Origin of the sequence: Aquabacterium sp., assembly GCF_030652515.1 — a bacterium.
Classification (GTDB): Bacteria; Pseudomonadota; Gammaproteobacteria; order Burkholderiales; family Burkholderiaceae_C; genus Aquabacterium.
This window is the reverse complement of record NZ_JAUSAR010000010.1, coordinates 160,086-186,745: the sequence shown is the minus strand read 5'-3', so window position 1 is coordinate 186,745 and position 26,660 is coordinate 160,086. Positions and strand designations below refer to the sequence as shown.

At 65.0% G+C, this 26,660-nt stretch carries 26 protein-coding genes; 14 read left to right on the top strand and 12 right to left on the bottom strand.

Going from position 1 to position 26,660, the window contains the following annotated elements:
- The first annotated feature begins 112 nt into the window (after positions 1–112).
- The 9 genes from Q7V20_RS01910 to Q7V20_RS01870 all read left to right on the top strand — a co-directional run bounded on the left by Q7V20_RS01910 (position 113) and on the right by Q7V20_RS01870 (position 8,718).
- Positions 113–1,798 carry an alkaline phosphatase gene (locus Q7V20_RS01910; RefSeq protein WP_304786582.1) on the top strand — a complete coding sequence of 562 codons (1,686 nt, stop codon included), beginning with the start codon at positions 113–115 and terminating at the stop codon, positions 1,796–1,798.
- A gap of 40 nt (positions 1,799–1,838) precedes the next feature.
- Positions 1,839–2,453 carry a DVUA0089 family protein gene (locus tag Q7V20_RS01905; protein WP_304786580.1) on the top strand — a complete coding sequence of 205 codons (615 nt, stop codon included), beginning with the start codon at positions 1,839–1,841 and terminating at the stop codon, positions 2,451–2,453.
- Between the two features lie 283 nt (positions 2,454–2,736).
- Positions 2,737–3,333, top strand: coding sequence for a YqiA/YcfP family alpha/beta fold hydrolase (locus Q7V20_RS01900; protein ID WP_304786578.1), 597 nt, complete (start codon positions 2,737–2,739; stop codon positions 3,331–3,333).
- 46 nt (positions 3,334–3,379) lie between these two features.
- A complete protein-coding gene (locus tag Q7V20_RS01895; protein ID WP_304786576.1) occupies positions 3,380–3,607 on the top strand; it encodes an antitoxin in 228 nt (75 codons plus the stop codon).
- Complete coding sequence (locus Q7V20_RS01890; protein ID WP_304786574.1) at positions 3,604–4,026, top strand: type II toxin-antitoxin system VapC family toxin; 423 nt, start codon at positions 3,604–3,606, stop codon at positions 4,024–4,026. The genes Q7V20_RS01895 and Q7V20_RS01890 overlap by 4 nt, the downstream gene beginning before the upstream one ends.
- A 39-nt stretch (positions 4,027–4,065) precedes the next feature.
- Positions 4,066–6,132 (top strand): ribonuclease catalytic domain-containing protein, encoded by a 2,067-nt coding sequence (locus Q7V20_RS01885; protein ID WP_304786573.1) that lies wholly within the window; start codon positions 4,066–4,068, stop codon positions 6,130–6,132.
- Between the two features lie 20 nt (positions 6,133–6,152).
- Complete coding sequence (locus Q7V20_RS01880; RefSeq protein WP_304786571.1) at positions 6,153–7,049, top strand: energy transducer TonB; 897 nt, start codon at positions 6,153–6,155, stop codon at positions 7,047–7,049.
- Entirely contained in the window at positions 7,046–7,918 is an 873-nt protein-coding gene (gene aroE, locus Q7V20_RS01875) for a shikimate dehydrogenase (protein WP_304786568.1), read from the top strand. Before Q7V20_RS01880 ends, aroE begins: the two co-directional genes overlap by 4 nt.
- Positions 7,918–8,718: a transglycosylase domain-containing protein gene (locus tag Q7V20_RS01870; protein ID WP_304786566.1), complete on the top strand. Its 801-nt coding sequence runs from the start codon at positions 7,918–7,920 to the stop codon at positions 8,716–8,718. Before aroE ends, Q7V20_RS01870 begins: the two co-directional genes overlap by 1 nt.
- On the opposite strand, the gene Q7V20_RS01865 is transcribed toward Q7V20_RS01870, so the two are convergent.
- The 5 genes from Q7V20_RS01865 to Q7V20_RS01845 are packed head-to-tail and all read right to left on the bottom strand — an operon-like array spanning position 8,719 to position 11,434.
- A complete protein-coding gene (locus tag Q7V20_RS01865) occupies positions 8,719–9,189 on the bottom strand; it encodes a DoxX family protein (RefSeq protein WP_304786564.1) in 471 nt (156 codons plus the stop codon).
- Between the two features lie 55 nt (positions 9,190–9,244).
- On the bottom strand, positions 9,245–9,454 hold the full coding sequence (locus Q7V20_RS01860; protein ID WP_304786562.1) for a zf-HC2 domain-containing protein: 210 nt from the start codon (positions 9,452–9,454) through the stop codon (positions 9,245–9,247).
- Positions 9,451–10,071 (bottom strand): sigma-70 family RNA polymerase sigma factor, encoded by a 621-nt coding sequence (locus tag Q7V20_RS01855; protein ID WP_304786560.1) that lies wholly within the window; start codon positions 10,069–10,071, stop codon positions 9,451–9,453. Before Q7V20_RS01855 ends, Q7V20_RS01860 begins: the two co-directional genes overlap by 4 nt.
- Positions 10,072–10,127: 56 nt before the next feature.
- Positions 10,128–10,292, bottom strand: a complete 165-nt coding sequence (locus Q7V20_RS01850) for a rubredoxin (RefSeq protein ID WP_370652385.1) — start codon at positions 10,290–10,292, stop codon at positions 10,128–10,130.
- Between the two features lie 17 nt (positions 10,293–10,309).
- Positions 10,310–11,434 carry an alkane 1-monooxygenase gene (locus Q7V20_RS01845; protein WP_304786747.1) on the bottom strand — a complete coding sequence of 375 codons (1,125 nt, stop codon included), beginning with the start codon at positions 11,432–11,434 and terminating at the stop codon, positions 10,310–10,312.
- 238 nt (positions 11,435–11,672) lie between these two features.
- Between Q7V20_RS01845 and Q7V20_RS01840 the strand changes: the two genes are divergently transcribed.
- Positions 11,673–12,614: an AraC family transcriptional regulator gene (locus tag Q7V20_RS01840; RefSeq protein ID WP_304786558.1), complete on the top strand. Its 942-nt coding sequence runs from the start codon at positions 11,673–11,675 to the stop codon at positions 12,612–12,614.
- Here the strand turns inward: Q7V20_RS01840 and Q7V20_RS01835 are convergent.
- Both Q7V20_RS01835 and Q7V20_RS01830 read right to left on the bottom strand, forming a co-directional pair.
- A complete protein-coding gene (locus Q7V20_RS01835) occupies positions 12,600–14,186 on the bottom strand; it encodes a DEAD/DEAH box helicase (protein WP_304786556.1) in 1,587 nt (528 codons plus the stop codon). The two genes, Q7V20_RS01840 and Q7V20_RS01835, sit on opposite strands and share 15 nt — an antisense overlap.
- 47 nt (positions 14,187–14,233) lie before the next feature.
- Positions 14,234–15,325 (bottom strand): aminoglycoside phosphotransferase family protein, encoded by a 1,092-nt coding sequence (locus tag Q7V20_RS01830; RefSeq protein WP_304786554.1) that lies wholly within the window; start codon positions 15,323–15,325, stop codon positions 14,234–14,236.
- A 92-nt stretch (positions 15,326–15,417) separates the two neighbouring features.
- Between Q7V20_RS01830 and Q7V20_RS01825 the strand changes: the two genes are divergently transcribed.
- The 3 genes from Q7V20_RS01825 to rsmA all read left to right on the top strand — a co-directional run bounded on the left by Q7V20_RS01825 (position 15,418) and on the right by rsmA (position 20,129).
- Positions 15,418–17,928 (top strand): LPS-assembly protein LptD, encoded by a 2,511-nt coding sequence (locus Q7V20_RS01825; protein ID WP_304786553.1) that lies wholly within the window; start codon positions 15,418–15,420, stop codon positions 17,926–17,928.
- A 76-nt stretch (positions 17,929–18,004) separates the two neighbouring features.
- Complete coding sequence (locus Q7V20_RS01820; protein WP_304786551.1) at positions 18,005–19,348, top strand: peptidylprolyl isomerase; 1,344 nt, start codon at positions 18,005–18,007, stop codon at positions 19,346–19,348.
- Positions 19,338–20,129 (top strand): 16S rRNA (adenine(1518)-N(6)/adenine(1519)-N(6))-dimethyltransferase RsmA, encoded by a 792-nt coding sequence (gene rsmA / locus Q7V20_RS01815; RefSeq protein WP_304786549.1) that lies wholly within the window; start codon positions 19,338–19,340, stop codon positions 20,127–20,129. Before Q7V20_RS01820 ends, rsmA begins: the two co-directional genes overlap by 11 nt.
- A gap of 31 nt (positions 20,130–20,160) precedes the next feature.
- Here rsmA and Q7V20_RS01810 read toward each other — a convergent pair whose 3' ends face one another.
- Complete coding sequence (locus Q7V20_RS01810; protein WP_304786547.1) at positions 20,161–20,670, bottom strand: PEP-CTERM sorting domain-containing protein; 510 nt, start codon at positions 20,668–20,670, stop codon at positions 20,161–20,163.
- 210 nt (positions 20,671–20,880) lie between these two features.
- Between Q7V20_RS01810 and Q7V20_RS01805 the strand changes: the two genes are divergently transcribed.
- Positions 20,881–22,131 carry a multifunctional CCA addition/repair protein gene (locus Q7V20_RS01805; RefSeq protein WP_304786545.1) on the top strand — a complete coding sequence of 417 codons (1,251 nt, stop codon included), beginning with the start codon at positions 20,881–20,883 and terminating at the stop codon, positions 22,129–22,131.
- Between the two features lie 97 nt (positions 22,132–22,228).
- On the opposite strand, the gene ftsZ is transcribed toward Q7V20_RS01805, so the two are convergent.
- The 4 genes from ftsZ to Q7V20_RS01785 all read right to left on the bottom strand — a co-directional run bounded on the left by ftsZ (position 22,229) and on the right by Q7V20_RS01785 (position 26,656).
- Positions 22,229–23,473 carry a cell division protein FtsZ gene (gene ftsZ / locus Q7V20_RS01800; protein WP_300544031.1) on the bottom strand — a complete coding sequence of 415 codons (1,245 nt, stop codon included), beginning with the start codon at positions 23,471–23,473 and terminating at the stop codon, positions 22,229–22,231.
- Between the two features lie 66 nt (positions 23,474–23,539).
- Complete coding sequence (gene ftsA / locus Q7V20_RS01795; protein WP_300544033.1) at positions 23,540–24,769, bottom strand: cell division protein FtsA; 1,230 nt, start codon at positions 24,767–24,769, stop codon at positions 23,540–23,542.
- A gap of 18 nt (positions 24,770–24,787) precedes the next feature.
- Entirely contained in the window at positions 24,788–25,672 is an 885-nt protein-coding gene (locus tag Q7V20_RS01790; protein WP_304786540.1) for a cell division protein FtsQ/DivIB, read from the bottom strand.
- 21 nt (positions 25,673–25,693) lie between these two features.
- Positions 25,694–26,656, bottom strand: coding sequence for a D-alanine--D-alanine ligase (locus Q7V20_RS01785; protein ID WP_370652391.1), 963 nt, complete (start codon positions 26,654–26,656; stop codon positions 25,694–25,696).
- Positions 26,657–26,660: the final 4 nt, after the last annotated feature.

The following is a 26,660-nucleotide window of genomic DNA, read 5'->3' as shown; positions in this document are numbered from 1 at the left end:
ATCCCTCCGGCTGGCCACTGTCGCCGCCCTGTCAAACAAGGTTTCCATACTTGCCTGGCGCCAAAGCGATGCCCGCTTTGGCGCACTGTCAGCCAGCAAGGAAGGAAACGAGATGGGCCGCCCACAACGCCAAACGCCACGCCCCCAGGGCACCAATCGCCGCGATTTTTTCAAGCGTTCCGGATCGGCCGCCATGATCCTGGCCACCGCGCCAGCGCTGCCCATCGGCCAAGCCCTGGCGGCCACCAACGCCGGACCGCTGTTTCAGCATGGCGTGGCCAGCGGTGACCCACTCGCCGACCGCGTGATCTTGTGGACCCGTGTTTCATCGCCCCGCAACGCGGCGATCACCGTGAGCTACACCGTGGCCACCGACCCTGCCTTGACCCAGGTCGTGCTGCGCGGCAGCACCAAAACCAGCCCGGCCAGAGACTTCACCGTCAAGGTCGATGCTGGCCCGCTCAAGCCCAACACCACCTACTACTATCGATTCAGCGCCGAAGGCAGCAGCTCGCCCGTCGGCCGCACCAAGACCTTGCCCGTGGGCAGCACCCACCGCCTGCGCATGGCCGTGGCCAGCTGCTCCAACCATGCCCACGGCTACTTCAACGCCTATCGACACATCGCCGAACGCGCCGACCTGGACCTGGTCATGCACCTGGGCGACTACCTCTACGAGTATGGCAGTGGCCAGTACGGCAACGTGCGCCCCACCGAGCCTGCCACCGAGATCATCACCCTGAGCGACTACCGTGCACGCCACGCCCAATACAAGCGCGATGCCGACCTGCAAGAGGCCCACCGCCAGCACCCCTGGGTCATCATCTGGGACGACCACGAAACCGCCAACGACGCCTACAAGGATGGCGCGCAGAACCACACCGAAGGCGCCGAGGGCACCTGGATTGGCCGTCGCAACGCCGCCTTGCAGGCCTACTACGAGTGGATGCCGGTGCGACCGGTGGACCCGACCGACCTGGCACGCAACCACCGCGCCTTCCAGTACGGCGACCTGGTCGACCTGGTGATGCTGGAAGAGCGCCTGAGCGGCCGATCTCAGCAGCTTCAGGCCACGATCCCGGTGCCAGGCCTGGGCACGCTCTTCACCCAAAGCGGCAGCTTCACCGACCCAGCCCGCAGCCTGCTCGGCGCCACTCAGGAAGCCTGGCTGGCCCAACGCTTGCGCGGCTCGGCCACGCGCTGGCGCTTCCTGGGCCAAGGCGTGATGTTCGCCCAGCTCAAAGGCGTCGCGGCGGCCAATGCTGCGGGTGGCGGCCTGTTCCTGAACTCGGACCAATGGGACGGCTACCAGCCCGCCCGCAACCGCGTCTACGACATCCTCAAGGGCAGCAACAGCCAACCCGCCGTCAACAACGTGGTCGTGCTCACAGGAGACATCCACAGCTCCTGGGCCGCCGACCTGAGCCAGGACCCCAACAACCCCATCGTGGCCGCAGGGGGCTACAACCCCTTGACTGGCGAGGGCTCGCACGCGGTCGAGTTCGTCGGCACCTCGATCACCTCGCCCGGCATCGCCGACCCGCAAGGCAGCACCGCCGCCTTCCTGCGCGGCGTCAACCCCCACTTCAAATACATCGACCTGAACCAGCGCGGCTACATGCTGGTCGATGCCAACCCCCAACGCGTGGTGGCCGAGTGGTGGTTCGTGGACACCGTGGCCAGCATCAGCCATGTGCAGACCTTCGGCACCGCGTTTGAAGTGCGGGACGGCAGCAACCGACTGGCGCCCTCGGCCCAGACCACACCACGCCCCAACGCCCCGGCCCTGGCGCCTTGAGTGAATCACCCCGGCCACCAGCCCCCCTTCAAAGGACCAGATGATGCAAGCCCTGTCACCCTTCATTCGCCCTGCGGCCATCGCCGCCGCTGCCCTGGCTTTGAGCAGCCTGCAGGCGCAGGCCGCCAACTTCAGCTTTGATGGCGACCTCGCCTACAACACGGATGTGGTGCAGGTGGCCTTCACCCTCAACGCGGCCAGCAGCCAGGTCCGCCTGTGGACCGACTCGTGGACCGACGGCCTGAACTTCGACCCCACCCTGACCTTGTGGATCAAGGACGGCAGCGGCTACAACCTGGTCGGCGACAACGACGATGACCACACCATCGGCCCGGCCCAAGGCTTCTACGACGCCGGTTTGTCACTGGCCACCCTGATGGCGGGCCAGTACCTGGTCACCCTGGGTGCAGCGCCCAACTACGCCAACGGCACGCAGTTGTCCCAAGGCTTTGCCTTGGACGGCAGCACACCGACCTTGATCTCGCAATGGATGCAGCCCAGCTACAACGTCAACGCCAACGACCAGAAAGGCACCTTCTGGCGCTTGAACCTGTCGGGCGTGGACACGGCCACCACGGTGCCAGAGCCTGCCACGGCCGCTTTGATCCTGGCGGGCCTGAGCGCAATGCTGCTGTCGCGTCGGCGCATGAGCTGAATGGCTCATGGCTTGATGCGCACTTCCCACACAAAACGCAATAACAAATCAATATGACATTTTTATTAAGGTAAATCCCTCATTCGCGGGGTCATGGATGAGCGCATGCTGGTCACTCACAAAACAGGAGGCTCCCATGCTGACCATCGCACTGATGTCCCTCGTCATGATCACCGTCGTCACCCACCTGGCTGCCCGCGGCCTGCACAGCACGGCAGAGCTTTCGAAACAGCGACACCATTGACGCGCGCCCCGGCGCTGGCAGGTGTCATAGTGATGGCCCATGACCACCACGCACCTGCTCTACCTGCACGGCTTTCGATCCTCGCCGCGTTCTGCCAAGGCGCAACAGATGGCCGCCATCGTTGAAGCCTTGAACGCGCAAGGCCAGTCCGTCACCTGGGCCTGCCCGCAATTGCCCCCCTCGCCTGAGCAGGCCTGGGCCGACATCCGGGCGCAAGTGGCCGACTGGCCCCACCACACCATGGCCGTCATGGGCTCCTCCCTCGGCGGTTTCTACGCCACGGTGCTGGCGGAAAAAACCGGCTGCCCAGCGGTGCTCATCAACCCAGCCGTGGCCCCGGCGCGCGATCTGGCCCGCTACATCGGCGAGCTGAGCAACTTCCACGACCCCGACGCCAAATTTTTCTTCCGCCCTGAATTCATCGACGAATTCAAGGCCATAGCGCCCTACCCCATCACCCGCCCCGAGCGCTACCTGCCCATCATCGCCAAGGGCGACGAGGTGCTGGACTGGCGCGAAATGGTGGCGCACTACCCCGGCACGCCGATGACCTTGCTGGATGGCGGGGACCACGCCCTGACGGATTTCGCCCCGCACATACCCGCCGTTTCGCGGTTTCTAGGCCTCTTGCGGTAATGCCCATGCATGTATATACTTGCAATATATATACCAAGATTCCACCATGACCACCACACGTGTTTTTCGAAGCGGCAACTCGCAGGCGGTTCGCATTCCGCTCGAATTCCAGCTGGCCTGCGACGAGGTCGAGATTGAGCGCGTGGGCTCTGACCTGATCTTGCGCCCGGCATCTTCCAACCGCGTCGAGCGGTTGATCGCGTCCCTGGCCTTGTTTGAGCACTTTCCTGACCGCGAGCAGCCCGCCCAGCCCGACGCGCGGGAGGACTTGTGACAGCCCGCTTCCTGCTCGACACGAACATTTGCATCTACACCATCAAACAGACGCCCCTGGCTGTGATCGAGCGGTTGCGCCAGCACGCGTCCGACACCCTGGCCGTCTCCAGCATCACGGCAGCAGAGTTGTATTTCGGCGTGGCCAAGAGCGGCTCTGCCCGCAACCGCCTGGCCTTGTCCCAGTTCCTGTCCAGCCTGCAGATCCTGCCATTTGACCAAGCAGCGGCAGACGTCTACGGCAACGTGCGCGCCCACCTTGAACGCTCAGGCACACCGATTGGCCCCTTGGATACCCAGATCGCCGCCCATGCATTGGCCCTGGGCTTCACCATGGTCACCAACAACACCCGTGAGTTCGAGCGCGTGCCCGGCCTGAAGGTCGAAAACTGGGCTGTTCCGAACAACACCGGGGCGTAGGACAATGGCGGCTGATTCCTTTGCCGAAAACCACATTTGATGTTTGCCCTTTTTGACGACGCCGGAAAATTCCAGGCTGGCCGTGTGATGTCCGAAGCCGACAGCTCGATGCAAATCGAGCTTGATTCGGGCAAGCGCGTGAAGGCGAAAACCGCCAACGTGCTGATCAAGTTCGCCAAGCCGAACCCGGCCGAGGTGCTGGCCCAGGGCGCCGCCCAGGCGGGCGAGATCGACCTGGACCTGGTCTGGGAAGTCGCCCCGGAGGACGAGTTCGGGTTTGAAGACCTGGCCAAGGAATACTTCAGCGACAAGGCCGACGCCATCCAGCAGGCAGCCATGCTGTTCCGCCTGTACGACGCGCCGCACTATTTCCACCGCCGTGGCAAGGGCCGCTTCCGCAAGGCGCCAGAAGACATCCTCAAGCAGGCCCTGGTCGCCATCGAGCGCAAAAAGCAAATCGCCGCGCAAATCGAATCGTGGACCGAAGACCTGGTCAAGGGCAGTTGCCCCGCGCCCATCCGCGAGCAGCTCTACAAAATCCTCTTCAAGCCCGACAAGAACGGCGCCGAGTACAAGGCCGTGGTCGAGGCCTCCAAGCGTTCGCAACGCGCACCTTTGGATTTGCTGAAAGACGCCGGTGCCATCGACAGCCCCTACCAGTTCCACTGGCGGCGCTTCTTGTTCGAGAACTTCCCCAAGGGCACGGGCTTCCCGGCCCTGGACGCACCGCCCATCAAGGACGAGCTGCCCCTGGCCCCCGTGCAGGCATTTTCGATCGACGATTCCAGCACCACCGAGATCGACGATGCCCTGTCGGTGCAAGGCCTGGGCACGGGCACGGTCATCTACGGCATCCACATCGCCGCGCCCGGCCTGGCCATCGCGCCCGGCACGCCGGTGGACGTGGTCGCGCGCAGCCGCATGTCCACCGTCTACATGCCCGGCCACAAGCTGACCATGCTGCCCGACGAGGTGGTGCAGCGCTACACCTTGCAAGAAGGCCGAAACTGCCCCGCCGTGTCGCTGTACGTCACTTATGACGAAGCCACACTCGAAGTCAAAGGCAGCGAGACGCGCCTGGAGACCGTGCCGATCGCCGCCAACCTGCGCCACGACAAACTCGATGGCGTGGTGACCGAAGGCACGCTCAACGGTGAGCTGGAGGCCACCTATGCCTTCGCGCCCGAGCTGACCTTCGCCTTCCGCCTGGCCAAGCACCTCAAGGCCCAGCGTGAAGTGGTGCGAGGCAAGCCCGAGAACTTCAACCGCCCCGACTACACCTTCAAGCTGGTCGAACCCGACGGCAGCGAGAACACCACCGAAGATCGCACTGAGCCCACGGGCACCGAGCAGGTCGTCATCGGCACGCGCCAGCGCGGCTCGCCGCTCGATTTGATCGTGGCCGAAGCCATGATTTTGGCCAACAACACCTGGGGCGGCTGGCTCAACGATTTCGGCCTGCCCGGCATCTACCGCAGCCAGGCCAGCCTGCAGCCCGGCATCAAGGTGCGCATGGGCACCAAGGCCCTGCCGCACGCCGGCATGGGCGTGGCGCAATACACCTGGGCCACTTCGCCGCTGCGACGTTATGTGGACCTGGTCAACCAGTGGCAGATCATCGCCGTGGCCAAGCATGGCCGCACCGCCGCCCTGGTGGCGCCCTTCAAGCCGAAGGATGCCGACCTGTTCTCGATCATCTCCAATTTTGACGCGGCCTACAGCACCTACAACGGCTTCCAGTCGAACCTGGAGCGCTACTGGACCTTGCGCCACCTGGGCCAGCAGAACATCACCGAGCTGGATTGCGCCGTGATGATCAACGGCCTGGTGCGCGCCGACAGCCTGCCCCTGGTGTTCAGGGCCATTGGCGCCGACAGCCTGCCGCGCAATGCCCGGGTGCGTGTTCGCGTCACCGGTGTGGACGAGCTGACCTTGGACGTGCATGCCAGCGTCATCGCCCGCATTGATGAAACTGCGGCCACCGCCGATCAGGGTGATGCCGAGGGTGATGATGCCGACGAAGCGTTGGACAATGCAGGACCGCTGACGCTGGCCATCGACGTGACCGACGCCGATGCGCCAGCCCCCGCCAGCCCAGAGGCTTGAAGCCAACCCCAAGAGCATCCATGCTGCAACGCCTGAAGCCAATGCTGGTCAAGCTGACACTGCTCCAGATTTGTCTGGGGGTGTCCATCGCCGTGCATACCGTAGGGCTCACCGTGCGTTTCGTCGACCCAGAAGGCTTCAACCGCGTCTTCAAGGACACGCCGCTGGAAGTGATCCTGGTCAACGCCGGCAGCGAGCAGCGGCCTGACAAGGCCCAGGCGCTGGCCCAGCACAACCTGGTCGGTGGTGGCGAAGGCGAAGGCCGGGCCACTTCGCCGCTGCCACCCGCCTTTCAAACCGAGGTGGGCGAGGCGCTCGACGAGTCGCAGCGCATGGTCGAGATGATGCAGGTTGAGCAGCAGCAACTGCTCACCCAGATCCAGAACGAGCTCTCAAGCCTGCCACCGCCACAACCCCGCCAGAAGCTGGAAAGCACCCAGAACCGCGCCGACGAAGAGCGCCGCCGCCAGCTCACCGAGCTGCTGGCCGAGATCGACAAACGCATCCGCGCTGAAAACTCGCGCCCCAAGAAGCGCTACCTCAGCCCGGCCACGCTGAAGTCGACCGACGCGATGTACTACAGCCACTTCCGCACCATCATCGAGCGGGCTGGCACCGAGCACTTCCCCACCGGCAACAACGGCAAGAAGCTGTATGGCGAGCTGGTGATGGAGACGTGGATCGACCGCAGGGGCCAGGTGGTCGAGGCGATCGTGACCCAAAGCTCGGGTAACAAACAACTCGACAAGCGCGCGCAATCCATCGTCAAGAAGGCCGGGCCTTTTGGCGCCGTGCCTTTGGAAGTGAGCCAGGGCCGCGACCTGCTGCTGATCTCGTCTCGGTTCCGTTTCACGCGCGATGCCGCGCTGGAAGCCTCGACCCAGGCGGTGATGCCCAATTCAGGAAGCGCCCCATGAGTGACCGCTACGCCGTCGCTGGCAACCCGGTGGAGCACAGCCGCTCGCCCGCCATCCACCAGCAGTTCGCCCAACAAACGGGGCAGGCCGTGGACTATGGGCGCCTGCTGTGCCCCCTGGATGGTTTCAAGGCCGCGCTGCAAGCCTTTGCCGACAGCGGCGCGCGGGGCTGCAACATCACCGTGCCCTTCAAGTTCGAAGCCTTCGAGATGGCCGCGCAACGCACACCGCGCGCCGAGCTGGCCCAGGCCGCCAACACCCTGCGTTTTGATGCCCAGGCAGAAGGCGGCTGGCTGGCCGACAACACCGATGGCGTGGGCCTGGTGCGCGACATCACCGTCAACGCGGGCGTGGCCCTGAGCGGCCAGCGCGTGCTGCTGCTGGGGGCTGGCGGCGCCAGCGCGGGGGCCCTGGGCCCGCTGATCGAAGCAGGCCCTGCCGAGATCGTCCTGGCCAACCGCAGCTTCGACAAGGCCCAGGCCCTGGTCGACCGGCACGCCGACTGGGCGGCCGCGCATGGCGTGCGCCTGACCGCCCGCGCCTTGGACAACGCCGGCCAAGCCTACGACGTCTTCATCAACGGCACGGCGGCCAGCCTGTCAGGCGGTGACGTGCCCGTGGGCCCGGGCGTACTGCGCCCCGGCACCCTGGCCCTGGACATGATGTATGGCCCGGCCGCGCAGCCCTTTTTGCAATGGGCGCACCACTACCATGCCGTGCCGCGCGATGGCCTGGGCATGCTCGTCGAACAGGCGGCCGAAAGCTTCGCCCTGTGGCGCGGCGTCCGGCCTGACACGGGGCCGGTCCTGGCCGCATTGCGGGCGCAGATCGATGCGCCTTCAACCCTCCAGAACAAGAAACCTCTGTGATGCGCAACGTCTGGCGAATCGTGGTCCTGATCGTGCTGGGCGGCCTGTCGCTGCAGCTGTATTTCCTGGCGCGCATCGCGCTGATGACAGTGGTCGATCCGCAGTCCACTACCTTCCAGCGCAGCGAGGTGTTCAGGCTGGCGCGTGACAATCACCAGGTGCTGTGGAGCCAGGAATGGCGCCCCTATGACGAGATCTCCGACAACCTCAAGCGCGCCGTCATCGCCTCGGAAGACGCCAACTTTGCGGACCACAGCGGCGTCGAATGGGATGCGCTGGAAAACGCCTGGAAGCGCAACAACCAGGCGCAAGCCAGGGTGGACAAGGCCCGCGCACAGGCCCAGGCCCGCTATGAACGGGCCGTGGCGCGGGCCCAGGCGCGCGGGCGCAAGCCGCCCGAGCCGCCCGCGCGCGCCCTCGGTGCCACGCCCAAGGTCATCGGTGGCTCGACCATCACCCAGCAACTGGCCAAGAACCTGTTCCTGAGTGGCGAGCGCAACTTCCTGCGCAAGGGCCAGGAGTTCGCGATCACCTTCATGCTGGAAGGCCTGCTCAGCAAGGAACGCATCCTGGGCGTCTACCTCAACAACGTGGAATGGGGCGAGGGCATCTTTGGCGCGCAAGCGGCCGCACGCCACTATTTCCGCGTCGATGCCAGCCAGTTGAGCGCCACGCCTGCGGGCCGCCTAGCGGTGATGCTGCCGGCTCCCAAACGCTTTGAAAAGAACCCTCATTCCGCTTATGTGGCGGGCCGGGGCGCCACCATCGCGGCGCGATTGCAGGGCGTTGAATTGCCCTGATCAATGCTTGCGCAGAGCAGGCAGCCAGCGGGGCATCAACCACGCGTCCAGGGCCAGTCGGCCCGGCCCGAACAGCACCAGAGCCAAGCTCAGAACGCCCCACAGCACATGGTCCTTCATGCCCGCCAGGCTGATGTCCGGGTAGCTGTAGGCCGCCACCGCATTGAGGAAGAAAACGCCCAATGCCGCCGGACGACTGAGCAGGCCAACGGCCAACAACACCGGGAAGACCAGCTCACCGCCCGTGCCCAGCCAGGCGGCCAGTTCGGGGGGCAAGACAGGCACGTGGTATTCCTCGGCAAACAGGAACAAGGTCGACTCCCAATCCTGCAGCTTGGTCAGGCCTGATCTGAAAAACACGTCCAGCAAGTACAGGCGCGCGGCCAACAAAGCCAGGGACTGGGCCCAGGGCTCGGCGCGCTGGGCGAGTTGCACGGCGGGTTCAATCCAGCGTTCGATGAGTGAGGTCATGCCGAGGCTCCTGAAAGATGTTGCTCATGCATGAGTCGCTCAAGCCGCCGACTTCTTACACCCGGCCCGCACCCGGCTCCTCATCGTCATCGTCCTGACGCTTGGCAAAGGCCTGCATGGCCTGGCGCAAAAATCCCACCTGCTTGCGGAAGTTGCGGCAGCCCACGCACATCCAGGCGTGGACCTCCAGCGCCGTGCGCTCACCACGGCTCAACGGGCGGTCCTGTGACTCGGACATCAGGCGGGTGGCTCGATCGCAATTCATCGACGTCCCTTCTTCTTCGGCGCATCTTTGGCATCGAACCAGCGCTGGCCCAGGCAAGCCTGCAAACGCAGGCGCGCCCGGTGCAGCATCACGAACAGATTGGCTTGGGTGATGCCCACGGTGTCGCAGATCTCGTCGGTCTCGAAGCCCATGAACTCGCGCATCATGAACACGCGCGACAACTGGGCGGGCACGCCATCCAGGCACGCCTCAAAGACCAACCAGAACTGCTGCTGCTCCAGGCAGGCCTGCGGGTTGTCCCAGGCGGTGGGTCGGCTGTCCGACAACCAATGACCGCGCTGGTCAAATAAATCATTGGTCGCGCCTTCCTCGTTTTCCTTACACAGGCTGCTGGCGTCGACCATGCGCTGCTTGTGGCGCAGCACGTCGGCCACCTTGTTCTTCAGGATGGCGAACACCCAGGTCTTGAGGGCGGCGCGGCCCGCGAAGCGCTGAGCGCCCACCAAGGCACCGGCCAAGGCCTCTTGCACGGCGTCTTCGGCCAAATGCGCATCGCCCAGGTGCATCTGGGCGAACTTCACCATTTGCTGGCGCAGCGCACTCAGGTAGCCCGAATCGAGCAGGTCGTCGTCCGGGACAGCAGCAGCGGTGCTCATGGGTGGCGCGGTCTGGCAGACCTCAGGGTGGCATCACCACGAACTTTACAAGCAGATCAGGTGTCCAGCACCTCGAAGTCCACTTTGTCGCGCACGGCACAACCAGGGCAGGACCAGTCTTCGGGGATCAGGGACCAGGCTGTGCCCGGGGGAAAGCCATCGTGAGGCTCGCCTTGGGCTTCGTCATAGACATGGTCGCAATTGGGGCAGCGGTATCGCATGATGGGCGCGCTCCTCCTCAAGCGCGGGCCTGCTGGGCCGACCCCTGGTAGCGGGCCAGCAACTCGGCGCGCTTGGACGGTTGCAGATTGATCAGACTCATGTCGCCCTTGTAGTGCGCCAGCACGCGCTTGTTCATCAAGGCAAACCACAGTGGCGGAATGTAGGCCAGCACGATCATGCCGGCATAGCCGGACGGCAATTGCGGGCTGTTGTCGAAGTGGCGCAAGGACTGGTAGTGCCGCGTCGGATTGGCATGGTGATCGGAGTGGCGCTGCAGGTGGTACAGGAACAGATTCGTCACGATGTGGTTGCTGTTCCAGGAGTGCTCGGGCTCGCAACGCACGAAGCGGCCATCCTTGCCCTTCTGGCGCAGCAGGCCATAGTGCTCCAGGTAGTTCACCACCTCCAGCAGCGAGAACCCATACACGGCCTGGATGATCAGGAAGGGCAGCACGGCCCAGCCCAGCACGGCAACCATGGCGCTGAACAACACCACCGACATGGCCCACGATTGCAGGTTCTCGTTCTGCACGCTCCAGGCGCTTTTGCCCAGGCGCCCCAGGCGCTCGGCCTCCAGGTGCCAGGCCGAACGGAAGCTGCCAATCACGGTGCGGGGCAGGAAGGCGTAGAACGATTCACCAAAGCGCGAGCTGGCCGGGTCATCCGGCGTGGCCACGTTCTTGTGGTGGCCGCGGTTGTGCTCGACAAAGAAGTGGCCATACAGGGTGGGCGCCAGCGCGATGCGGGCCAGCCAGCGGTCGAACTTGGATTTCTTGTGGCCCAGCTCATGCGCCGTGTTGATGCCGATGCCGTTGATGATGCCCACGCTCAGACTCAGGCCCAGCAGGTGGTACCAGGGTAGGTCGTGGGTGACGGCGAGCCAGCCACCCAAGCACAGGATGGCCATCTGCATGGGCACGAAGGCGTAGGTGACCCAGCTGTAGTAGCGGTCGGCTTCCAGTTCGGCCAAGGCTTCGGTGGGAGGGTTGTTGCGGTCTTCGCCAATGAGCCAGTCCAGCGCGGGAATCACGCCATACAAAATGCCAAAGCCCAGCCACAGCAGCCAGGTCTGCTCGTACTTCCAGAAAGCCAGCAGGCCAGCGCCCGCGACCAGGGTGACGGCCGGGCTGAGCAGCCACATGTAGCGCTTTGAATCGACCCAGACGGCGGGGAGGGTGGTGGGTTGTTGCAAGGTGAACTCCTGTAGAAGCTGACCGCAGTGTCAAACGAAGCGGCTTGTGTGTGAAGCACCAGAAAGCCGCTTCGCTTCACTGATACGCCGCCCACCCATCCACGTTAACCCTGAGCCGCTTCAACGCTGGCGGATCGCACAAAAACCGCGGCGGCTCGGCACTTGCAGAGCATGGCATGCTCACGCCATGGACCCACTCAGCCTGATCCTGGACGACATGCATTTCAATGGTGTCGTGTTTGCCTACACCGAGATGACCGCGCCGTGGTCGCTGCACATGCACACGCCCGGCCTGGCAGCCTTCCACACGGTGGGCGCCGGCCAATGCTGGCTGATCCGCGAGGGTGAAGAGCCCTTGCTGATGCAGACCGGCGACCTGCTGGTGCTGCCCGCCGGCAGCGCGCACAAAGTGCAGGACAAGCCCCACACCATGGCGCAGACAGAAGACCTCGTGCCCCACCTGAGCACCTCGGACCTGGACGCCCTCAAGCTCGGTGGCGGCGGCCCGGTGTGCCGACTGATCAGCGGCCATGCACGCTTTGACATCGACATGGCGGCACCTTTGATCGCCGCCCTGCCCCCACTGATGCACCTGCATGGCCTGGGCGAGGCCCCACCCCTTTGGCTGGGCATCGGATTGCAGTTCCTGGCGCAGGAAGTGTCCGCGCGCCGACCTGCACAGCAGGCCATCATCAACCGCCTGGGCGACATCCTCTTCATGGAATGCCTGCGGGACTACGTGGAGTCGATCCCTGAAGACTCGGGCAACTGGCTGGCCGCCTTGAAGGACCGGGCCCTGTCGGTGGCCCTGGCGCAGATGCACCAGAACCCGCGCCACAACTGGACCGTGCCCGAGCTGGCGCAGCATGCCTGCCTGTCTCGGTCAGCCTTTGCTGACCGTTTCAGCCAGGCTTTGGGCGAACCGCCTCTGACCTACCTGACCCGCCACCGCATGCGGCTGGCCGCACGGCAGTTGGGCAACCACAGCGGCATGTCGGTCAGCCGCGTGGCCGACCAGGTGGGCTATGCCTCGGAGGCTGCGTTCAGCCAGGCCTTCAAGCGCGAGTACGGCGTGTCACCCTCGGTGTGGCGACAGCAGCGCACCCGCGAAACTTCAACGGCAGAGTGAGCCGGGGCCGCCCAGCAAGGCCGCGACCTTGCGCTTGGGCTTGATGAAGCGCGACACGCTGCTGCCAGCGCTGGTGCTGGGGCCGGCGTTCTTGTCTTCCCAGACAGGATCGGCGTCGGGCGCAGGCTCGTAGGGCTTGTTGAAAAAAGGATCGGCCGACTCGGCTCGACGGTAGGCCGGGCGCGCAGGGCGCGTCGGGCGACCAGCTTCGCGCGGCGATTCAGCGCGATCAGCCTCCGGCGAGAACGACGGCGCGGGAGAGGACTCCGAACGCTCTTCATAGCGCGATTCGCGACGCGGACGGCGCTCGGCTTCCAGTTCGAAAGGCTCGACCTCGATCTTCTTCTTGATCAGCTTTTCGATGTCGGCCATCAGGCGGGCATCGGATGACGTGACCAGCGACACGGCCAAACCGGAGGCACCAGCGCGACCAGTGCGACCAATGCGGTGCACGTAGTCTTCGGCACCGAAAGGAATGTCGAAGTTGAACACCGCTGGCAATGCCGCGATGTCCAGGCCACGCGCGGCCACATCGGTGGCCACCAGCAGATCGACTTCACCGGCCTTGAAGGCGGCCAGGGCCTTCAGGCGCTCGTCTTGCGACTTGTCGCCGTGCAGGGCCGAGGTGCGCAGGCCATCGCGCTCGAAGGAACGGGCCAGGCGCGATGCCCCCAGCTTGGAGTTCACGAAGACGATGCTTTGCGTGATGCCGCGTTCGCGCAGGATCTGACGGATCACGGCGCGCTTGTCGTCGTCGGTGGTGCGGTAAAAGCGTTGCTCGACGTTGGTGGCCGTCTCGTTGGGGCGGGCGGTTTCCACCAGGATCGGGTCTTGCAAGTAGCTTTGCGCCAGCTTCTTGATCTCGGGCGAGAACGTGGCCGAGAACAACAAGGTCTGCCGCTGCTTGGGCAGGTAGCTCAGGATGCGCTGCAGATCGGGCAGGAAGCCGATGTCCAGCATGCGGTCGGCTTCGTCCAGCACCACGTACTCAACCTGGCCAAGGTTGCAGTTCTTGGCTTCGATGTGGTCCAGCAAACGGCCTGGGGTGGCGATCAGCACTTCGACGCCAGCCTTGAGCTCAAGCGTCTGCTCTTTCATGTTCATGCCACCGAACACCACGGCCACGCGCAGATTGGTCTGCTTGGCGTAGTTGGTGACGTTGGCGGCAACCTGCACGGCGAGTTCGCGCGTGGGGGCCAGCACGATGGCGCGCACCGGGTGGCGGGCGGGCGACATGCTGGGGTTCTCGTGCTTGAGCATCTTCTGCAGCAGCGGGATCGAGAACGCGGCGGTCTTGCCAGTGCCGGTCTGGGCGGCGCCCATCACATCACGGCCTTGCAGCACCAGGGGAATCGCCTTGGCCTGGATGGGCGTCATGGACAGGTAACCCTGCGTCACGATGGCGCGCAGCAGTTTCGGGTCCAGGGGCAACGTGTCGAACCGCAGGGGTTCTTCGGGTGCCACGTCAGCGGACAATGCGCTGGGGATGGGAGCGGCCTCTGCGGAAACTGTCTCTGGGACGGTCGAGGGCGTGGGCGGCAACTCTGCCGCGAGGGGTGTGTTTTGATTCATCAAGTCGAACATTATCCCCTCTGCGTACCCCCAGCGCAAGCCAGCGCCTAGAAGGTGTAGCCCACCGTGCGCTGGATGCCCATGGTGCTGGCCTCGGCCGCTTCCAACAGCTTGGCCAATGGGCCCAATCCTTGATAGCGAGTACACACTTTGTGCGCATGCGTCCAGACCCGGGGAATGTCGGCCAAATACCCCTGTTTGCCGTCGCGCAAGGCCAATCGAGCAAAGATGCCCAGCACTTTGAGGTGCCGCTGCAGGCCCATCCAGTCCAGATCGCGCCAGAAATCGCCAAAATCTGCGGGCACGGGCAGGCCCTGCTTGCGCGCCCGCTCCCAGTAACGCACGGCGTGGTCCAGCTGGGTTTCTTCATCCCAGAACACGTAGGCGTCTCGCAGCAGGGAGACCAGGTCGTAAGTCAAGGGGCCCACCACGGCGTCCTGGAAATCGATGACGCCAGGGCGGGCCTTCGTGTCGTCGACGTTCACCATCAGGTTGCGGCTGTGGTAATCGCGGTGGACCAGCACCGTGGCCTGCGACAGCACCTGCGACTTGATCAGGCCGAAGGTTTTGGCCAGCATCGCCTGTTGGATCTCGTCGAGCTTCTGGCCGCGCAGTTGCGTCAGGTACCAATCGGGGAACAAGTCCATCTCGCGCTGCAGCAGGGCATCGTCGTAAGGCGGGATGTTGGCGGGCGGGGCCACGGCCTGCAGCCGCAGCAGCTCATCCAGGGCCGCCACATAGCGGGCCCGGCTGTCGGGGGTTTCCAGGTTGCCCACTTCCACCCCGGCATTCAGGGTCGACAGCAGGGTGTGCTCGCCCAGGTCGGTCAGCAGCATGAAGCCCTGCATCTCATCCCAGGCCAGCACCTCGGGCACGTTCACCCCCCCCGCATGCAACAGGCGCGCAATCGACACGAAGGGGCGGCAATCCTCCTTGGCGGGCGGCGCATCCATGACGATGAAAGACGCCGCAGCGCCCTGCGCATCCACCCGGAAGTAGCGGCGAAAACTGGCATCGGCGCTGGCCGAACGCAAGGTCTCGGGCCGCAGGCCATGGACGGGCGCCAGCCCGTTCAACCATTGGTGAAACGCCGCCTGGCGATCGGCTTCAAGCCAGACAATGGAATCAAAAGAAGGCATGGGTGTGAGCGCGTGAAATAATCCCCCGATTGTAGGCAAGGCCGCTGCCGAAGCGGCGCCCCTTCCATCCAGGACAGCGCCCGCCCCACACCGTGACCCGATCCACCGCCCGCCCCCTGTCCGCCCGCTGGACCCCGATCGCCCTGGCCGCTGCCCTGGTGGCTGCCCCGCTGGGTTTCTCAACGCCCGTGCATGCTCAGGCTGCGGCGGCGAATGCCGCGCCACCCGCATCGGCATCAGCGTCGGCCGACCCGCTGCGCTTCTCGTTCAACCTGGACGTGCCCATCGCCGGCCAGGGCAACCCGGCCCTGCCCTTGTTTTTCGAGGCGGACCACCTGGAAGGCCAGCCCGATGACCGCATGCGGGCCACCGGGTCGGTGCGGCTCAAGCAAGGCGACCTGATCGTGCGTGCCGACGAAGTCACCCACACCTATGCCGACAACACGGCCAAGGCGGTGGGCAATGTGCGCATCACGCGGCGCGGTGATTTCTACAGCGGCCCTGAGCTCACCCTCAAGCTGGACACCCTGGAAGGCGAGTTCGTCAACCCCAATTACCGCTTTGCCCGCACCAACGCAGGCGGGCACGCCGAACTGGTCGAGTTCCTGGGCAACAACCGCTTGCGCGCCACCAACGCCACCTACAGCAGTTGCACCCCCGAGAACACCGCCGACGGCAGCCCGGGCGAGCCCGACTGGGTGCTCAGCACGCGCAAGGTGACGATGGACATCGACGCGAATGAAGGCCGCGCTGAAGGGGCCGTGATCCGCTTCCTGGGCGTGCCCATCCTGGGCGCACCCGTGCTGACCTTTCCGCTGTCGGACGCGCGCAAATCGGGCTGGCTGCCGCCGAGTTTCGACGTGGACAACAAGAGCGGCTTCGAACTGGCCGAGCCTTACTACTGGAACATCGCGCCCAACCAGGACGCCACCCTCACGCCCACCATCTCCACCCGGCGTGGCGTGGGTCTGGACAGCGAGTACCGCTACCTGTTGCGCAGTGACTCGGGCACCCTGCACGCCTACATGCTGCCCCATGACGACGTGGCGGGCCGCTCACGCGGCCTGGTCGACTTCAGACACCAGGGCGACCTGAACACCAGCGGCAACCCCACGGTGACCAACTATGAACTGCGCTGGCGCCGCGTCTCGGACGACGACTACTGGAAAGACTTCCCGCGCGGCCTGCCCTCGCTGACCCCTCGCCTGTACGACAGCCACGCCAGCATCGAACGCCAGCTCAACACGCGCAACTGGGGCCTGGGCAACAGCCAGACCTCGCTGTACGCCAATGTGCAGACCTGGCAGACGCTGCGCGACCTGTCGCCCACCGCCGATGCCGAGACCCAGGTGATCTCGCCCTACCGGCGCGAACCCCAACTGGGCGTGCACAGCCGCAGCACCTCCGAGACCGGCTGGGCCTGGAACCTGACCGGCGAATTCAACCGCTTCACCAACGAAGACACCACCCGCATCAGCGGTAACCGCGTGCACGCCATCGCCAGGCTGGAGCGCCCGATGGGCGACAGCGGCATCGCCATCACGCCCCGCCTCACCCTGCATGCGGTCAGCTATTCGCTGGACCGCACGTTGGCCACTGGCCGGAAAGAAGCCTCGCGTTTCATCCCCACCTTCAGCGTGGACAGCAGCGCCACGCTGGAACGCCAGGCGAACTACTTCGGGCAAGACCTGATCCAGACCCTGGAGCCGCGCGTGGAGTACGTCTACACGCCCTACCGCAACCAGTCGGACCTGCCCTTGTTCGACAGCGCGCCGCGCGACTTCAACCAGTACTCCAGCTTCGACGAAAACGCCTTCACTGGCGTTGACCGGATCTCCGACGCCAACAAGATCAACCTGGGCGTGACCACCCGCCTGCTGAACCCGCTGACCGGCGCCGAAGCCATGCGCCTGGGCCTGGTGCAAGGGGTGCTGTTCTCTACCCAGCGCATCACGCCCAACGACGAAGCCCCGGTCCGGCAAAAGCTGTCCGACCTGCTGTTGCTGGGCTCCACCACCGTGGCGCCTCACTGGACCTTGAGCGGCACCGCCCAGTTCAGCGCCCAAGGGCACCGCAACGAACGCTCGGTGATTGGCGTGCGCTATTCGCCGGGCGCCTGGCGGACCATCAGCGCCGACTACCGCTACACCCGTGACAGCAGTGAGCAACTGGCCCTGGGCTGGCAATGGCCCATCTTCGGCAAAAAGCCACCAATGAACGACATGGCCAGGCAGGCCGTTGCGGAAACCACCGCCATGAACTTCGACAAGCCCACGGCTGGCGGATCGAGTTGCAAAGGCACCTGGTACAGCGTGGGCCGCCTGAACTACAGCCTGCGCGACAGCCGTTTCGCCGACACCCTGTATGGTTTCGAGTACGACGCTGGCTGCTGGATCGGCCGGATCGTGGCCGAACGCCTGTCGGTGGGCCGCGACCAGGCCAGCACCCGTTTCATGTTCCAACTCGAATTGGTCGGCCTGTCACGCCTGGGTTCCAGCCCCCTGCGCGCTTTGAAGGACAATATCCCTGGCTACCGGCTGCTGCGCGAAGACCACAGCGTGCTGACGGCCCCGAGCACCTTGCCCCCCTCCTCTGATGACTGACCACTCCACGCCCCCCACCCACACCGCGCCCTGCCAGCCCCGTCGCCACCGGCTTGTCCCAGGGCTGTGCTTGATCATGGCCCTGCTGATGGCGGGCCCTGAAACCCAGGCCCAGGGGTTCAAGCGCAACGACGCCCCCTCGGTGTCGCCACGCATCTCGGGCAACCGCGGCCTGAGCACCGAGCTCAAGCTGGCCGGCGTGCAAAGCACCGCCGACTACATCGTGGCCGTGGTCAACCAGGAACCCATCACCCACATGGAGGTGGAAAAGCGCGTCAGCCGCATCCAGGAATCGGCCCCGGCCGGCTCGCGCCTGCCTGCGGGCGAAGCCCTGCGCCAGCAGGTGCTGGACGCCCTCATCAATGAGAAGGTGCAGCTCTCCTTCGCCAGAACCTCAGGCATGGAGGTGCCCGAGGCCGAACTGGACGCGGCGATCGAAAACATCGCCACGCAGAACAAGATCACCGTGGCAGACCTGAAAGACCGCATGCGCTCCGACGGCCTGGACTATCAACGCTACCGCGACAGCCTGCGCGAGCAGATCCTGCTGGAGCGGGTGCGTCAGCGCGAGGTCAACGCGCGCATCCAGGTCAGCGATGCCGATGTGGCCGAGTTCTATGCCAAGGGCGCCGAAGGCCTGGGCGAGACCTCCTACAACATCGCCCACCTGTTGATCGTCGTGCCCGAAGGCAGCAGCCCGGCCCAGGTTCAGGCGCTTCAAGCCAAGGCACTGGAGCTGCAACAACGGGCCAGCAAGGGTGAAAACTTTGCCCAACTGGTCAAGGCCAATTCGGCCGACACCAACACCCGCGACCAAGGCGGCACGGTGGGCATGCGCCCGGCCAGTCGCTTGCCCGACCTGTTCGTCGACGCGGTCAAGAACCTGGCCGTGGGCAAGGTGGCGCCCCTGGTCCGCTCGGGCGCCGGTTTCCACGTGGTCAAGCTGGTCGAGCGCGAGAACTCGGGCAAGGCCACCTACACCCAGCAACGGGCCCGCCACATCCTGATCCGCACCACGCCGCAACTGGACGCCAGGATGGCCGCTCGCCGCATGGACGACATCCGCAAGCAGATCGTGGGCGGCCAGGCCAGCTTCGCGCAGCTGGCCCGCCAATACTCCGAAGATGGCAGCGCCATGCGAGGTGGCGACCTGGGCTGGACGGCCCCCGGCCAGTTCGTGCCCGAGTTCGAGAAAGCGCTGCTGGCCCTGCAGCCCGGCCAGGTCTCCGAACCCGTGGTGACCCGTTTCGGCGTGCACCTGATCCAGCTGATCGAGCGCAAGGAAGTCGAGTTGAGCGAGCAGCAAAAGAAGGAAGCAGCCCGCAGCGTGCTGCGCGAGCAGCAATTCGAGGCCACCTACGAAGAATGGGCCAAGGAACTGCGCGCTGCCGCGTACGTGGAACTGCGCGATGCCCCCTGATCGCCAAAGCAGCCACAAGGGCCACTTCGCGCGCAAGCGCTTTGGCCAGCATTTCCTGGCCGATGTCGGCGTCATCGAAGACATCGTGCGCGCCATCAAGCCCAAGCCGGGCCAGGCACTGGTGGAGATCGGCCCCGGCCTGGGGGCGATGACCGACCCCGTGGTCGCCGAGTGCGAGCACCTCACCGTGATCGAACTGGACCGGGACCTGGTGCAACGCTTGCGCCAGCGCCCGGAGCTGACCGTCATCGAATCCGACGTGCTCAAGGTCGATTTTGGCGCGCTGGCGCAAACACACGCACCGCAAAAATTGCGCGTGATCGGCAACCTGCCCTACAACATCTCCACGCCCATCCTGTTCCACCTGCTGCCCTGGGCCGACCAGGTGGAAGACCAGCACTTCATGCTGCAAAAGGAAGTGGTGGACCGCATGGTGGCCGGGCCGGGCTGCAAAGACTACGGGCGCCTGAGCGTGATGCTGCAGTGGCGTTACCACATGGAGTCGGTGGTGGACGTGCCGCCCACCGCCTTCGATCCGCCCCCCCGGGTGGATTCCGCCGTGGTACGCATGGTGCCCCTGCCGCCCATTGAGGGCATCAACCAGAAGCTGCTGGGCGAGATCGTGACCGTGGCGTTTTCTCAGCGGCGCAAATTGCTGCGTCACACGCTGGGCGCCTGGCTGACCGCGCGCGGGGTGAGCGTCGAGTTCAACGTGACACGCCGCGCTGAAGAGGTGCCGGTGGCCGAGTACCTGGCGCTGGCCAAGCATTGCCAGGGTTGAGAAGATGCCCGGCACCACTGCCGGGAGACCCTCAGTCGCGCTTGTCGTCGCCGTGACGGCGGCGGCGCATCAAGACGGCCACCGCACCCAGACCCGCCAAGGCCAAAGCATAGCTTTCAGGTTCAGGCACGGCCGTGGGGGTGATCGTGCCCGTGCCCGACATCACCAGGGTATAGGGTGAGTCCGCCACGCCGAACAAGCTGATCAGGTAGCTGCCCGACAGTCCGGCGAACGAGTAGGTGGTGACACCCGGCACGCCTGAAGTGATGGGGCTGACCGGTGCATAGCTGGTTGTGAACAAACTCAACACCGGTGAACCAAGCACCGTCAACGCATAGTTGCCCGACGAGAAATCGTAGGCGAGCAAGTCCAGCCCGAACGGCACCGTCGTGGCGTCCAAGGTGCCCGTGACCACCTCGACCGCTGCCTGCGAAGACACGCTGGCGGTGGCCAAGGCCAGGCCCGTCGTCACCACAGCGGCCACCCGCTTGGTGTGTTTGAAGGCCGAGTTGGTCAAACTGCCCAATGAAGTCATTTTCATGATCAATCCCTTCCGAGAAAATACCTACTGCAAGTGCTTTTTTAACTGCACGAAGCGTGCCAAATCTGAACGTGCCACTGAGCTCGGAAAATCGGCCATATTTGCACTGCAATGGCACAAGGCCCCCTTGAAAGAGGGGGTAAAACGGCACCACGATGTGTTCACCCCCCCTTTCCAAACAGGTGCGTCCGCCCCGATACACTCCCACCCATGAAGCGTTTTTTAGTGGGTGGTGCCGTTCGCGACCGACTCCTGGGTCGGCCTGCCGGCGACCGGGATTGGGTGCTGGTGGGCGCCTCGCCCGATGAGTTGATCGGGCTGGGCTACACCCCGGTAGGCCGTGATTTCCCGGTTTTTCTGCATCCCGACACGAAGGAAGAGTGCGCCCTGGCCCGCACCGAACGCAAAACCGCGCCCGGCTACCGGGGGTTCGTCGTTCACGCCGCGCCCGACGTGACCCTGGAAGAAGACCTGGCGCGCCGTGACCTGACCATCAACGCCATTGCCGAAGACGAATCCGGGCAACTGGTCGATCCCCACGGTGGCCAACGTGACCTGGCCGCCAAAGTGCTGCGCCACGTCTCGCCCGCCTTCTCGGAAGACCCGGTCCGCATCCTGCGCCTGGCCCGCTTCGCCGCTCGCTTTGACGATTTCAGCGTGGCGCCCGAAACCCTGGCCTTGATGCAGGACATGGTCGAGCACGGCGAGGTGGACCACCTGGTGCCCGAACGCGTCTGGCAGGAACTCTCACGAGGCCTGATGGAAAGCAAGCCCTCGCGCATGTTCGAGGTGCTGCGCTCCTGCGGCGCCCTGGCCCGCCTGCTGCCCGAGGTCGAACGCCTGTGGGGCGTGCCGCAAAGGGCGGAGTACCACCCCGAGGTCGACACCGGTGTGCACCTGATGATGGTGCTGGACATGAGCGCCCGCCTGCAAGCCGACCTGGCCGTGCGCTACGCCTGCCTGGGCCACGACCTGGGCAAGGGCACCACACCCGAGCACCTCCTGCCGCGCCACATCGGGCACGAAGAGCGCAGCGCCCGACTGCTCAAGGCGGTGAGCGAGCGCCTGCGGGCGCCGGTTGATTGCCGGGAGCTGGCCGACGTGGTCGCTCGCGAGCACGGCAACATCCACCGCAGTGGGGATTTGAAAGCGGCGCCCACCTTGCGGCTGCTGGAGCGATGCGATGCCATCCGCAAGCCTCAGCGCTTCAAGCAAGTGCTCCTGGCCTGCGAGTGCGATGCACGCGGCCGACTGGGCATGGACGAGGAACCCTACCCCCAGGCCGCGCGGTTGCAAGCGGCGCTGGACATCGCCTTGGGCGTGGACACGGCCAAGGTGGCTTCGAAATGCATGGAGACGGGCAAGCAGGGACCGGCCATCGGCAAGGCGATCCAGGATGCGCGCGTCACGGCCATCGAGATCGCGTGGGCGAAATCCCGGGCTGAGGGCCGCAAGAATTGATTCAGCGAGCCATGGACTCAAGGCGCCCTGCGCATTCGCAGGGCGCCTTGGAGTTCACTGGACTTCGGTACGACTGACTATCTAAGCAACGTAGAGATCAGTCCGCCTGCTTGCGCAGGAAAGCAGGAATCTCGATCTCGTCCATGCCATTGCTGGCCAAAGCATCCACCTTCGCAGCCGCCTGGGTGCGACCAGAGCGCCACACGCTGGGCGTGTTCAAACCGCTGAAGTCGTTGTGGCCCGAGGTGGCGCCCATGCCCAGACCGGACGAGCCACCATGCACCTGGTGGTTCAACACCGGCAGGTTGTCCGTGCCCGTGCGGGCAAAGACCTGGCCATGCGCTTGCGCGGCGCTGTGCACCACCGACATCGGCGCTTGCGCACGGCGGCCAGCGCTCAGGCCCGTGGCGATCACGGTCACGCGCAGTTGGTCGCCCAGGCTTTCGTCGTAGGCGGTGCCGTAGATGACATGAGCCTCTTCCGCGGCATAGCGGCGGATGGTATTCATGGCATTGCGCGACTCGCTCAGCTTGAAGTTGCTCTTGCCCGCGGCAATCAGCACCAGCACGCCACGCGCGCCCGACAGGTCGATGCCTTCCAGCAGCGGGCAGGCCACGGCCGATTCAGCCGCCTTGGTGGCGCGGTCAGGGCCCGACGCGGTGGCCGTGCCCATCATCGCCTTGCCAGGCTCGCTCATCACCGTCTTGACGTCTTCGAAGTCCACGTTCACCAGGCCCGGGATGTGGATGATGTCGCTGATGCCGCCGACGGCGTTCTTCAGCACATCGTTGGCTTGCTTGAAGGCTTCTTCCTGGGTGATGTCATCGCCCAGGACTTCCAGCAGCTTCTCGTTCAGCACCACGATCAGCGAGTCGACGTTGGCTTCCAACTCGGCCAGACCAGCGTCGGCCTGCTTCATGCGGCGGCCGCCTTCGAACTCGAAAGGCTTGGTCACCACACCGACGGTGAGGATGCCCATTTCCTTGGCCACGCGCGCGATCACAGGTGCTGCGCCCGTGCCCGTGCCGCCGCCCATGCCGGCGGTGATGAAGACCATGTGTGCGCCATCGAGGGCCGCTTTGATCTGCTCGACCGCCTCTTCAGCCGCCACGCGACCGGCTTCGGGTTTCGACCCGGCGCCGAGCCCGCTGTTGCCCAGCTGCATCTGCATGTCCGCGCTGGAGCGGTTCAATGCCTGTGCATCCGTGTTGGCGCAGATGAACTGCACACCCTGAACACCCTGGGCGATCATGTGGTCGACTGCGTTGCCGCCGCCGCCACCCACCCCGATCACCTTGATCTGGGTTCCCAGGTCGAAGTTTTCAATCATTTCGATTGCCATGTCGTACCTCCAATATTTCAAGCAGTTGCCAGTGAATGAATAAAGTCGAGCCAGTGAAGCTCTTGTTTAAAAATTACCAATGAACCAATCGCGGATGCGTCCGAACCAGGTCTGAACCGACCCGGCCTTCTGCGCCGCCTTCATCCCGCGCGTTCGCGCGAGTCTTGCCTCTTCGAGCAAGCCCATGACGGTGGCCGAGCGCGGGCTGGCCACCATGTCGTGCAGTGCACCCGAGTACAAGGGGATGCCCTTGCGCACGGGTTTGAGGAAGATGTCTTCGGCCAGCTCGACCATGCCCGGCATGACCGCCGAGCCGCCGGTGAGCACGATGCCCGATGACAGCAGTTCCTCGTATCCAGACTCGCGGATCACCTGGTGGACCAGCGAGAAAATCTCTTCAACACGCGGCTCGATCACACCGGCCAAAGCCTGGCGCGAGAGCATGCGCGGGGCGCGGTCGCCCAGGCCGGGCACCTCGACCTGTTCGTTCGGATCGGCCAACATCTGCTTGGCCACGCCATGGTCGACCTTGATGTCCTCGGCGTCCTTCGTGGGCGTGCGCAGGGCCATCGCGATGTCGCTGGTGATCAGATCGCCAGCGATCGGGATGACGGCCGTGTGCCGCACCGAGCCATCGGTGAAGATGGACACGTCGGTGGTACCAGCGCCGATGTCGATCAGGGCCACGCCCAATGATTTTTCGTCTTCGGTCAGCACGGCCGCGCTGGACGCGCTGGGGTTGAGCACCAGTTGTTCGGCTTCCAGGCCGCAGCGGCGCACGCACTTGACGATGTTTTCGGCCGCACTTTGCGCACCGGTCACGATGTGCACCTTGACTTCAAGCCGCCCACCGCTCATGCCGATGGGCTCTTTGACCTCGTGGCCATCGATGATGAACTCTTGCGGCTCGACCAGCAGCAGGCGCTGGTCGTTGGGGATGTTGATGGCCTTGGCGGTTTCCACCACGCGTTGCACGTCGATGGGCGCCACTTCCTTGTCGCGCACGATGACCATGCCGGTGCTGTTCTGGCCGCGGATGTGGCTGCCGGTGATGCCGGTCCAGACGCGGCTGATCTTGCAGTCGGCCATGAGCTCGGCTTCTTTCAAAGCCTGCTGGATGGACTGCACCGTGGCGTCGATGTTGACGACCACGCCGCGCTTGAGGCCGTGGCTGGGCGCCACGCCCAGGCCGGCCAGGCGCAACTCGCCACCGGGCATGACTTCGGCCACCACCGCCATCACTTTGGCGGTGCCGATGTCGAGTCCGACAACCAGATCCTTGTATTCCTTGGGCATGGTGTGTGTGGTGTTCGGTTAATGTTGTGCTTGCTGCTGACGTTGGCGGGCGGCCCAGGCCGCGTTTTGCGCCGCCAGCTTGGCCTTGAGTGCTGCCTTGCTGGCCGCCTCCTGCAAAGTGGCCACGCCACGCAGCTTGACGGCATAGCCTTCGGGATAGCGCAAATCGGCTTGCACCAGCGGCGCAGGGTATTGGCGGTGCAATTCGGGCACGGTTCGCACGAAGCGTTGCAGGCGCTCGGCCAACTCATCGGCGGTGCCCCGACCCAGTTCAATGCCAGCGCCGCTGTCCAACTCCAGGCTCCACGAGCCCCGGTCGGTCAGGCGCAGGGTGTCGATCTCGGCTTGCAAAGGCGCCACCAGTGGTTGCAGGCGGCGCAGCATCTCCAGCATCACGCGCGACTGGTCAGGCGAAGGATGGGCAGGCGCGGCCAGCGTGGGCAAGGGCTCGTCTTCCACGTCGCCCAGGTTGGCGTCGAAAACCTCGCCGAAGGTGTTGACCAGTTGGTCGTCGCGTGCTTCGTGGCGCCAGTAGGCGGCGGGACGGTGCTCTTCCAGCGTGACGCGCAACTGGTTGGGCCACACGCGGCGCACGACGGCGCGGCGCACCCAGGGCACGGCTTCGAAGGCGTCCCTAGCCTTGAACAGGTCCTGGTTGAAGAAGCCCCCGCTCAGGTACGGCAAGGCATTGGCGCGCACCGTGGCCAGGTTGTTGCGCTGCAGCTCACCATCGATCTGCAACTGCTGGATGTTGAAGAATGGCAGGCGCGACAACTTGACCAGACCGGAGGCCAACACCACGGCCAGCGCCAACCCTGCCAGCGCGGCAGACGCGGCATTCATCCAGCGGACGTCTTGCGGCATCTCGCTGGGGTGGGGGTTGAGGGCGGCGTTGGCCAACATGGTCAGGTCAGGTCTTGTCGGTTACTTGGCAGAGTCCAGCGTGGCCGAGGCCAGCAGGGTGAGGCACAGTTGTTCGTAGCTCAGACCCGCCGCCTTGGCCGACATCGGGACCAAGGAATGGCTGGTCATGCCGGGCGAGGTGTTGATCTCGAGCAGAAAGGGCTGGCGGTCGGTGTGGCGGATCATCACGTCGGCGCGCGCCCAGCCCCGGCAACCCAGTGTCTTGAAAGCACGTAGCACCTGGTGCCGGATCTCGACCTCTTCGTCCGCGCCGAGCTGGCTGGGGCAGAGGTACTTGACCTCGTCGGTAAAGTACTTGTTCTGGTAGTCGTAATTGCCACCAGGCGCGACGATGCGGATCACCGGCAGGGCCTGCGCCTCGCCCTGTACCAGCAGCACCGGGCAGGTGGTTTCTTCGCCCTCGATGAACTGCTCGCACAGCACTTCAGGGTCGTGCTGGGCGGCGGCCGCGTAGGCGGTGGCGCACTGCGTTGGGTCGGTCACCTTGGTCAGGCCAATGGACGAGCCTTCGCGCGAGGGCTTGACGATCATGGGCGCGCCCAGGATGGCCAAAGCCTGTGAGCATTCCTCGGCGGACGAGACCATGCGCCAGTCGGGCGTGGGCAAGCCTTCGAAGCGCCAGATGCGCTTGGTCATGATCTTGTCCATGGCGATGCTGGAGGCCATCACGCCGGAGCCGGTGTACGGGATGCCCAGCAGTTCGAGCGCACCTTGCACCGTGCCGTCTTCACCACCGCGTCCGTGCAGGGCAATGAAGCAACGGTCAAAGCCCTCGGTCTTCAGGTCTTGCAAGGGCCGGTCGGCCGGGTCAAAAGCGTGCGCGTCCACGCCCTGCGATTGCAGGGCCTGAAGCACACCGGAGCCCGACATGATCGAGATGTCGCGCTCGGCCGAGGTGCCGCCGAAAAGCACGGCGACCTTGCCCAGCGACTTGGCATCGATGGTGGGGACAGGCAAGTTCATCAGG

Coding starts and splice junctions, on each gene's coding strand:
- Q7V20_RS01850 (WP_370652385.1), bottom strand. CDS start 10,292: ATGCGATACCGCTGCCCCAATTGCGACCATGTCTATGACGAAGCCCAA.
- ftsZ (WP_300544031.1), bottom strand. CDS start 23,473: ATGGCAATCGAAATGATTGAAAACTTCGACCTGGGAACCCAGATCAAG.
- Q7V20_RS01820 (WP_304786551.1), top strand. CDS start 18,005: ATGGCCCTGCTGATGGCGGGCCCTGAAACCCAGGCCCAGGGGTTCAAG.
- Q7V20_RS01790 (WP_304786540.1), bottom strand. CDS start 25,672: ATGTTGGCCAACGCCGCCCTCAACCCCCACCCCAGCGAGATGCCGCAA.
- Q7V20_RS01840 (WP_304786558.1), top strand. CDS start 11,673: ATGGACCCACTCAGCCTGATCCTGGACGACATGCATTTCAATGGTGTC.
- Q7V20_RS01910 (WP_304786582.1), top strand. CDS start 113: ATGGGCCGCCCACAACGCCAAACGCCACGCCCCCAGGGCACCAATCGC.
- Q7V20_RS01870 (WP_304786566.1), top strand. CDS start 7,918: ATGCGCAACGTCTGGCGAATCGTGGTCCTGATCGTGCTGGGCGGCCTG.
- ftsA (WP_300544033.1), bottom strand. CDS start 24,769: ATGCCCAAGGAATACAAGGATCTGGTTGTCGGACTCGACATCGGCACC.
- aroE (WP_304786568.1), top strand. CDS start 7,046: ATGAGTGACCGCTACGCCGTCGCTGGCAACCCGGTGGAGCACAGCCGC.
- Q7V20_RS01905 (WP_304786580.1), top strand. CDS start 1,839: ATGATGCAAGCCCTGTCACCCTTCATTCGCCCTGCGGCCATCGCCGCC.
- Q7V20_RS01810 (WP_304786547.1), bottom strand. CDS start 20,670: ATGAAAATGACTTCATTGGGCAGTTTGACCAACTCGGCCTTCAAACAC.
- Q7V20_RS01805 (WP_304786545.1), top strand. CDS start 20,881: ATGAAGCGTTTTTTAGTGGGTGGTGCCGTTCGCGACCGACTCCTGGGT.
- Q7V20_RS01785 (WP_370652391.1), bottom strand. CDS start 26,656: ATGAACTTGCCTGTCCCCACCATCGATGCCAAGTCGCTGGGCAAGGTC.
- Q7V20_RS01830 (WP_304786554.1), bottom strand. CDS start 15,325: ATGCCTTCTTTTGATTCCATTGTCTGGCTTGAAGCCGATCGCCAGGCG.
- Q7V20_RS01845 (WP_304786747.1), bottom strand. CDS start 11,434: ATGTGGCTGCTCAGCCCGGCCGTCACCCTGGTCGCGGGCGCTGGCCTG.
- Q7V20_RS01885 (WP_304786573.1), top strand. CDS start 4,066: ATGTTTGCCCTTTTTGACGACGCCGGAAAATTCCAGGCTGGCCGTGTG.
- Q7V20_RS01865 (WP_304786564.1), bottom strand. CDS start 9,189: ATGACCTCACTCATCGAACGCTGGATTGAACCCGCCGTGCAACTCGCC.
- Q7V20_RS01880 (WP_304786571.1), top strand. CDS start 6,153: ATGCTGCAACGCCTGAAGCCAATGCTGGTCAAGCTGACACTGCTCCAG.
- Q7V20_RS01835 (WP_304786556.1), bottom strand. CDS start 14,186: ATGAATCAAAACACACCCCTCGCGGCAGAGTTGCCGCCCACGCCCTCG.
- Q7V20_RS01895 (WP_304786576.1), top strand. CDS start 3,380: ATGACCACCACACGTGTTTTTCGAAGCGGCAACTCGCAGGCGGTTCGC.
- Q7V20_RS01855 (WP_304786560.1), bottom strand. CDS start 10,071: ATGAGCACCGCTGCTGCTGTCCCGGACGACGACCTGCTCGATTCGGGC.
- Q7V20_RS01860 (WP_304786562.1), bottom strand. CDS start 9,454: ATGAATTGCGATCGAGCCACCCGCCTGATGTCCGAGTCACAGGACCGC.
- rsmA (WP_304786549.1), top strand. CDS start 19,338: ATGCCCCCTGATCGCCAAAGCAGCCACAAGGGCCACTTCGCGCGCAAG.
- Q7V20_RS01900 (WP_304786578.1), top strand. CDS start 2,737: ATGACCACCACGCACCTGCTCTACCTGCACGGCTTTCGATCCTCGCCG.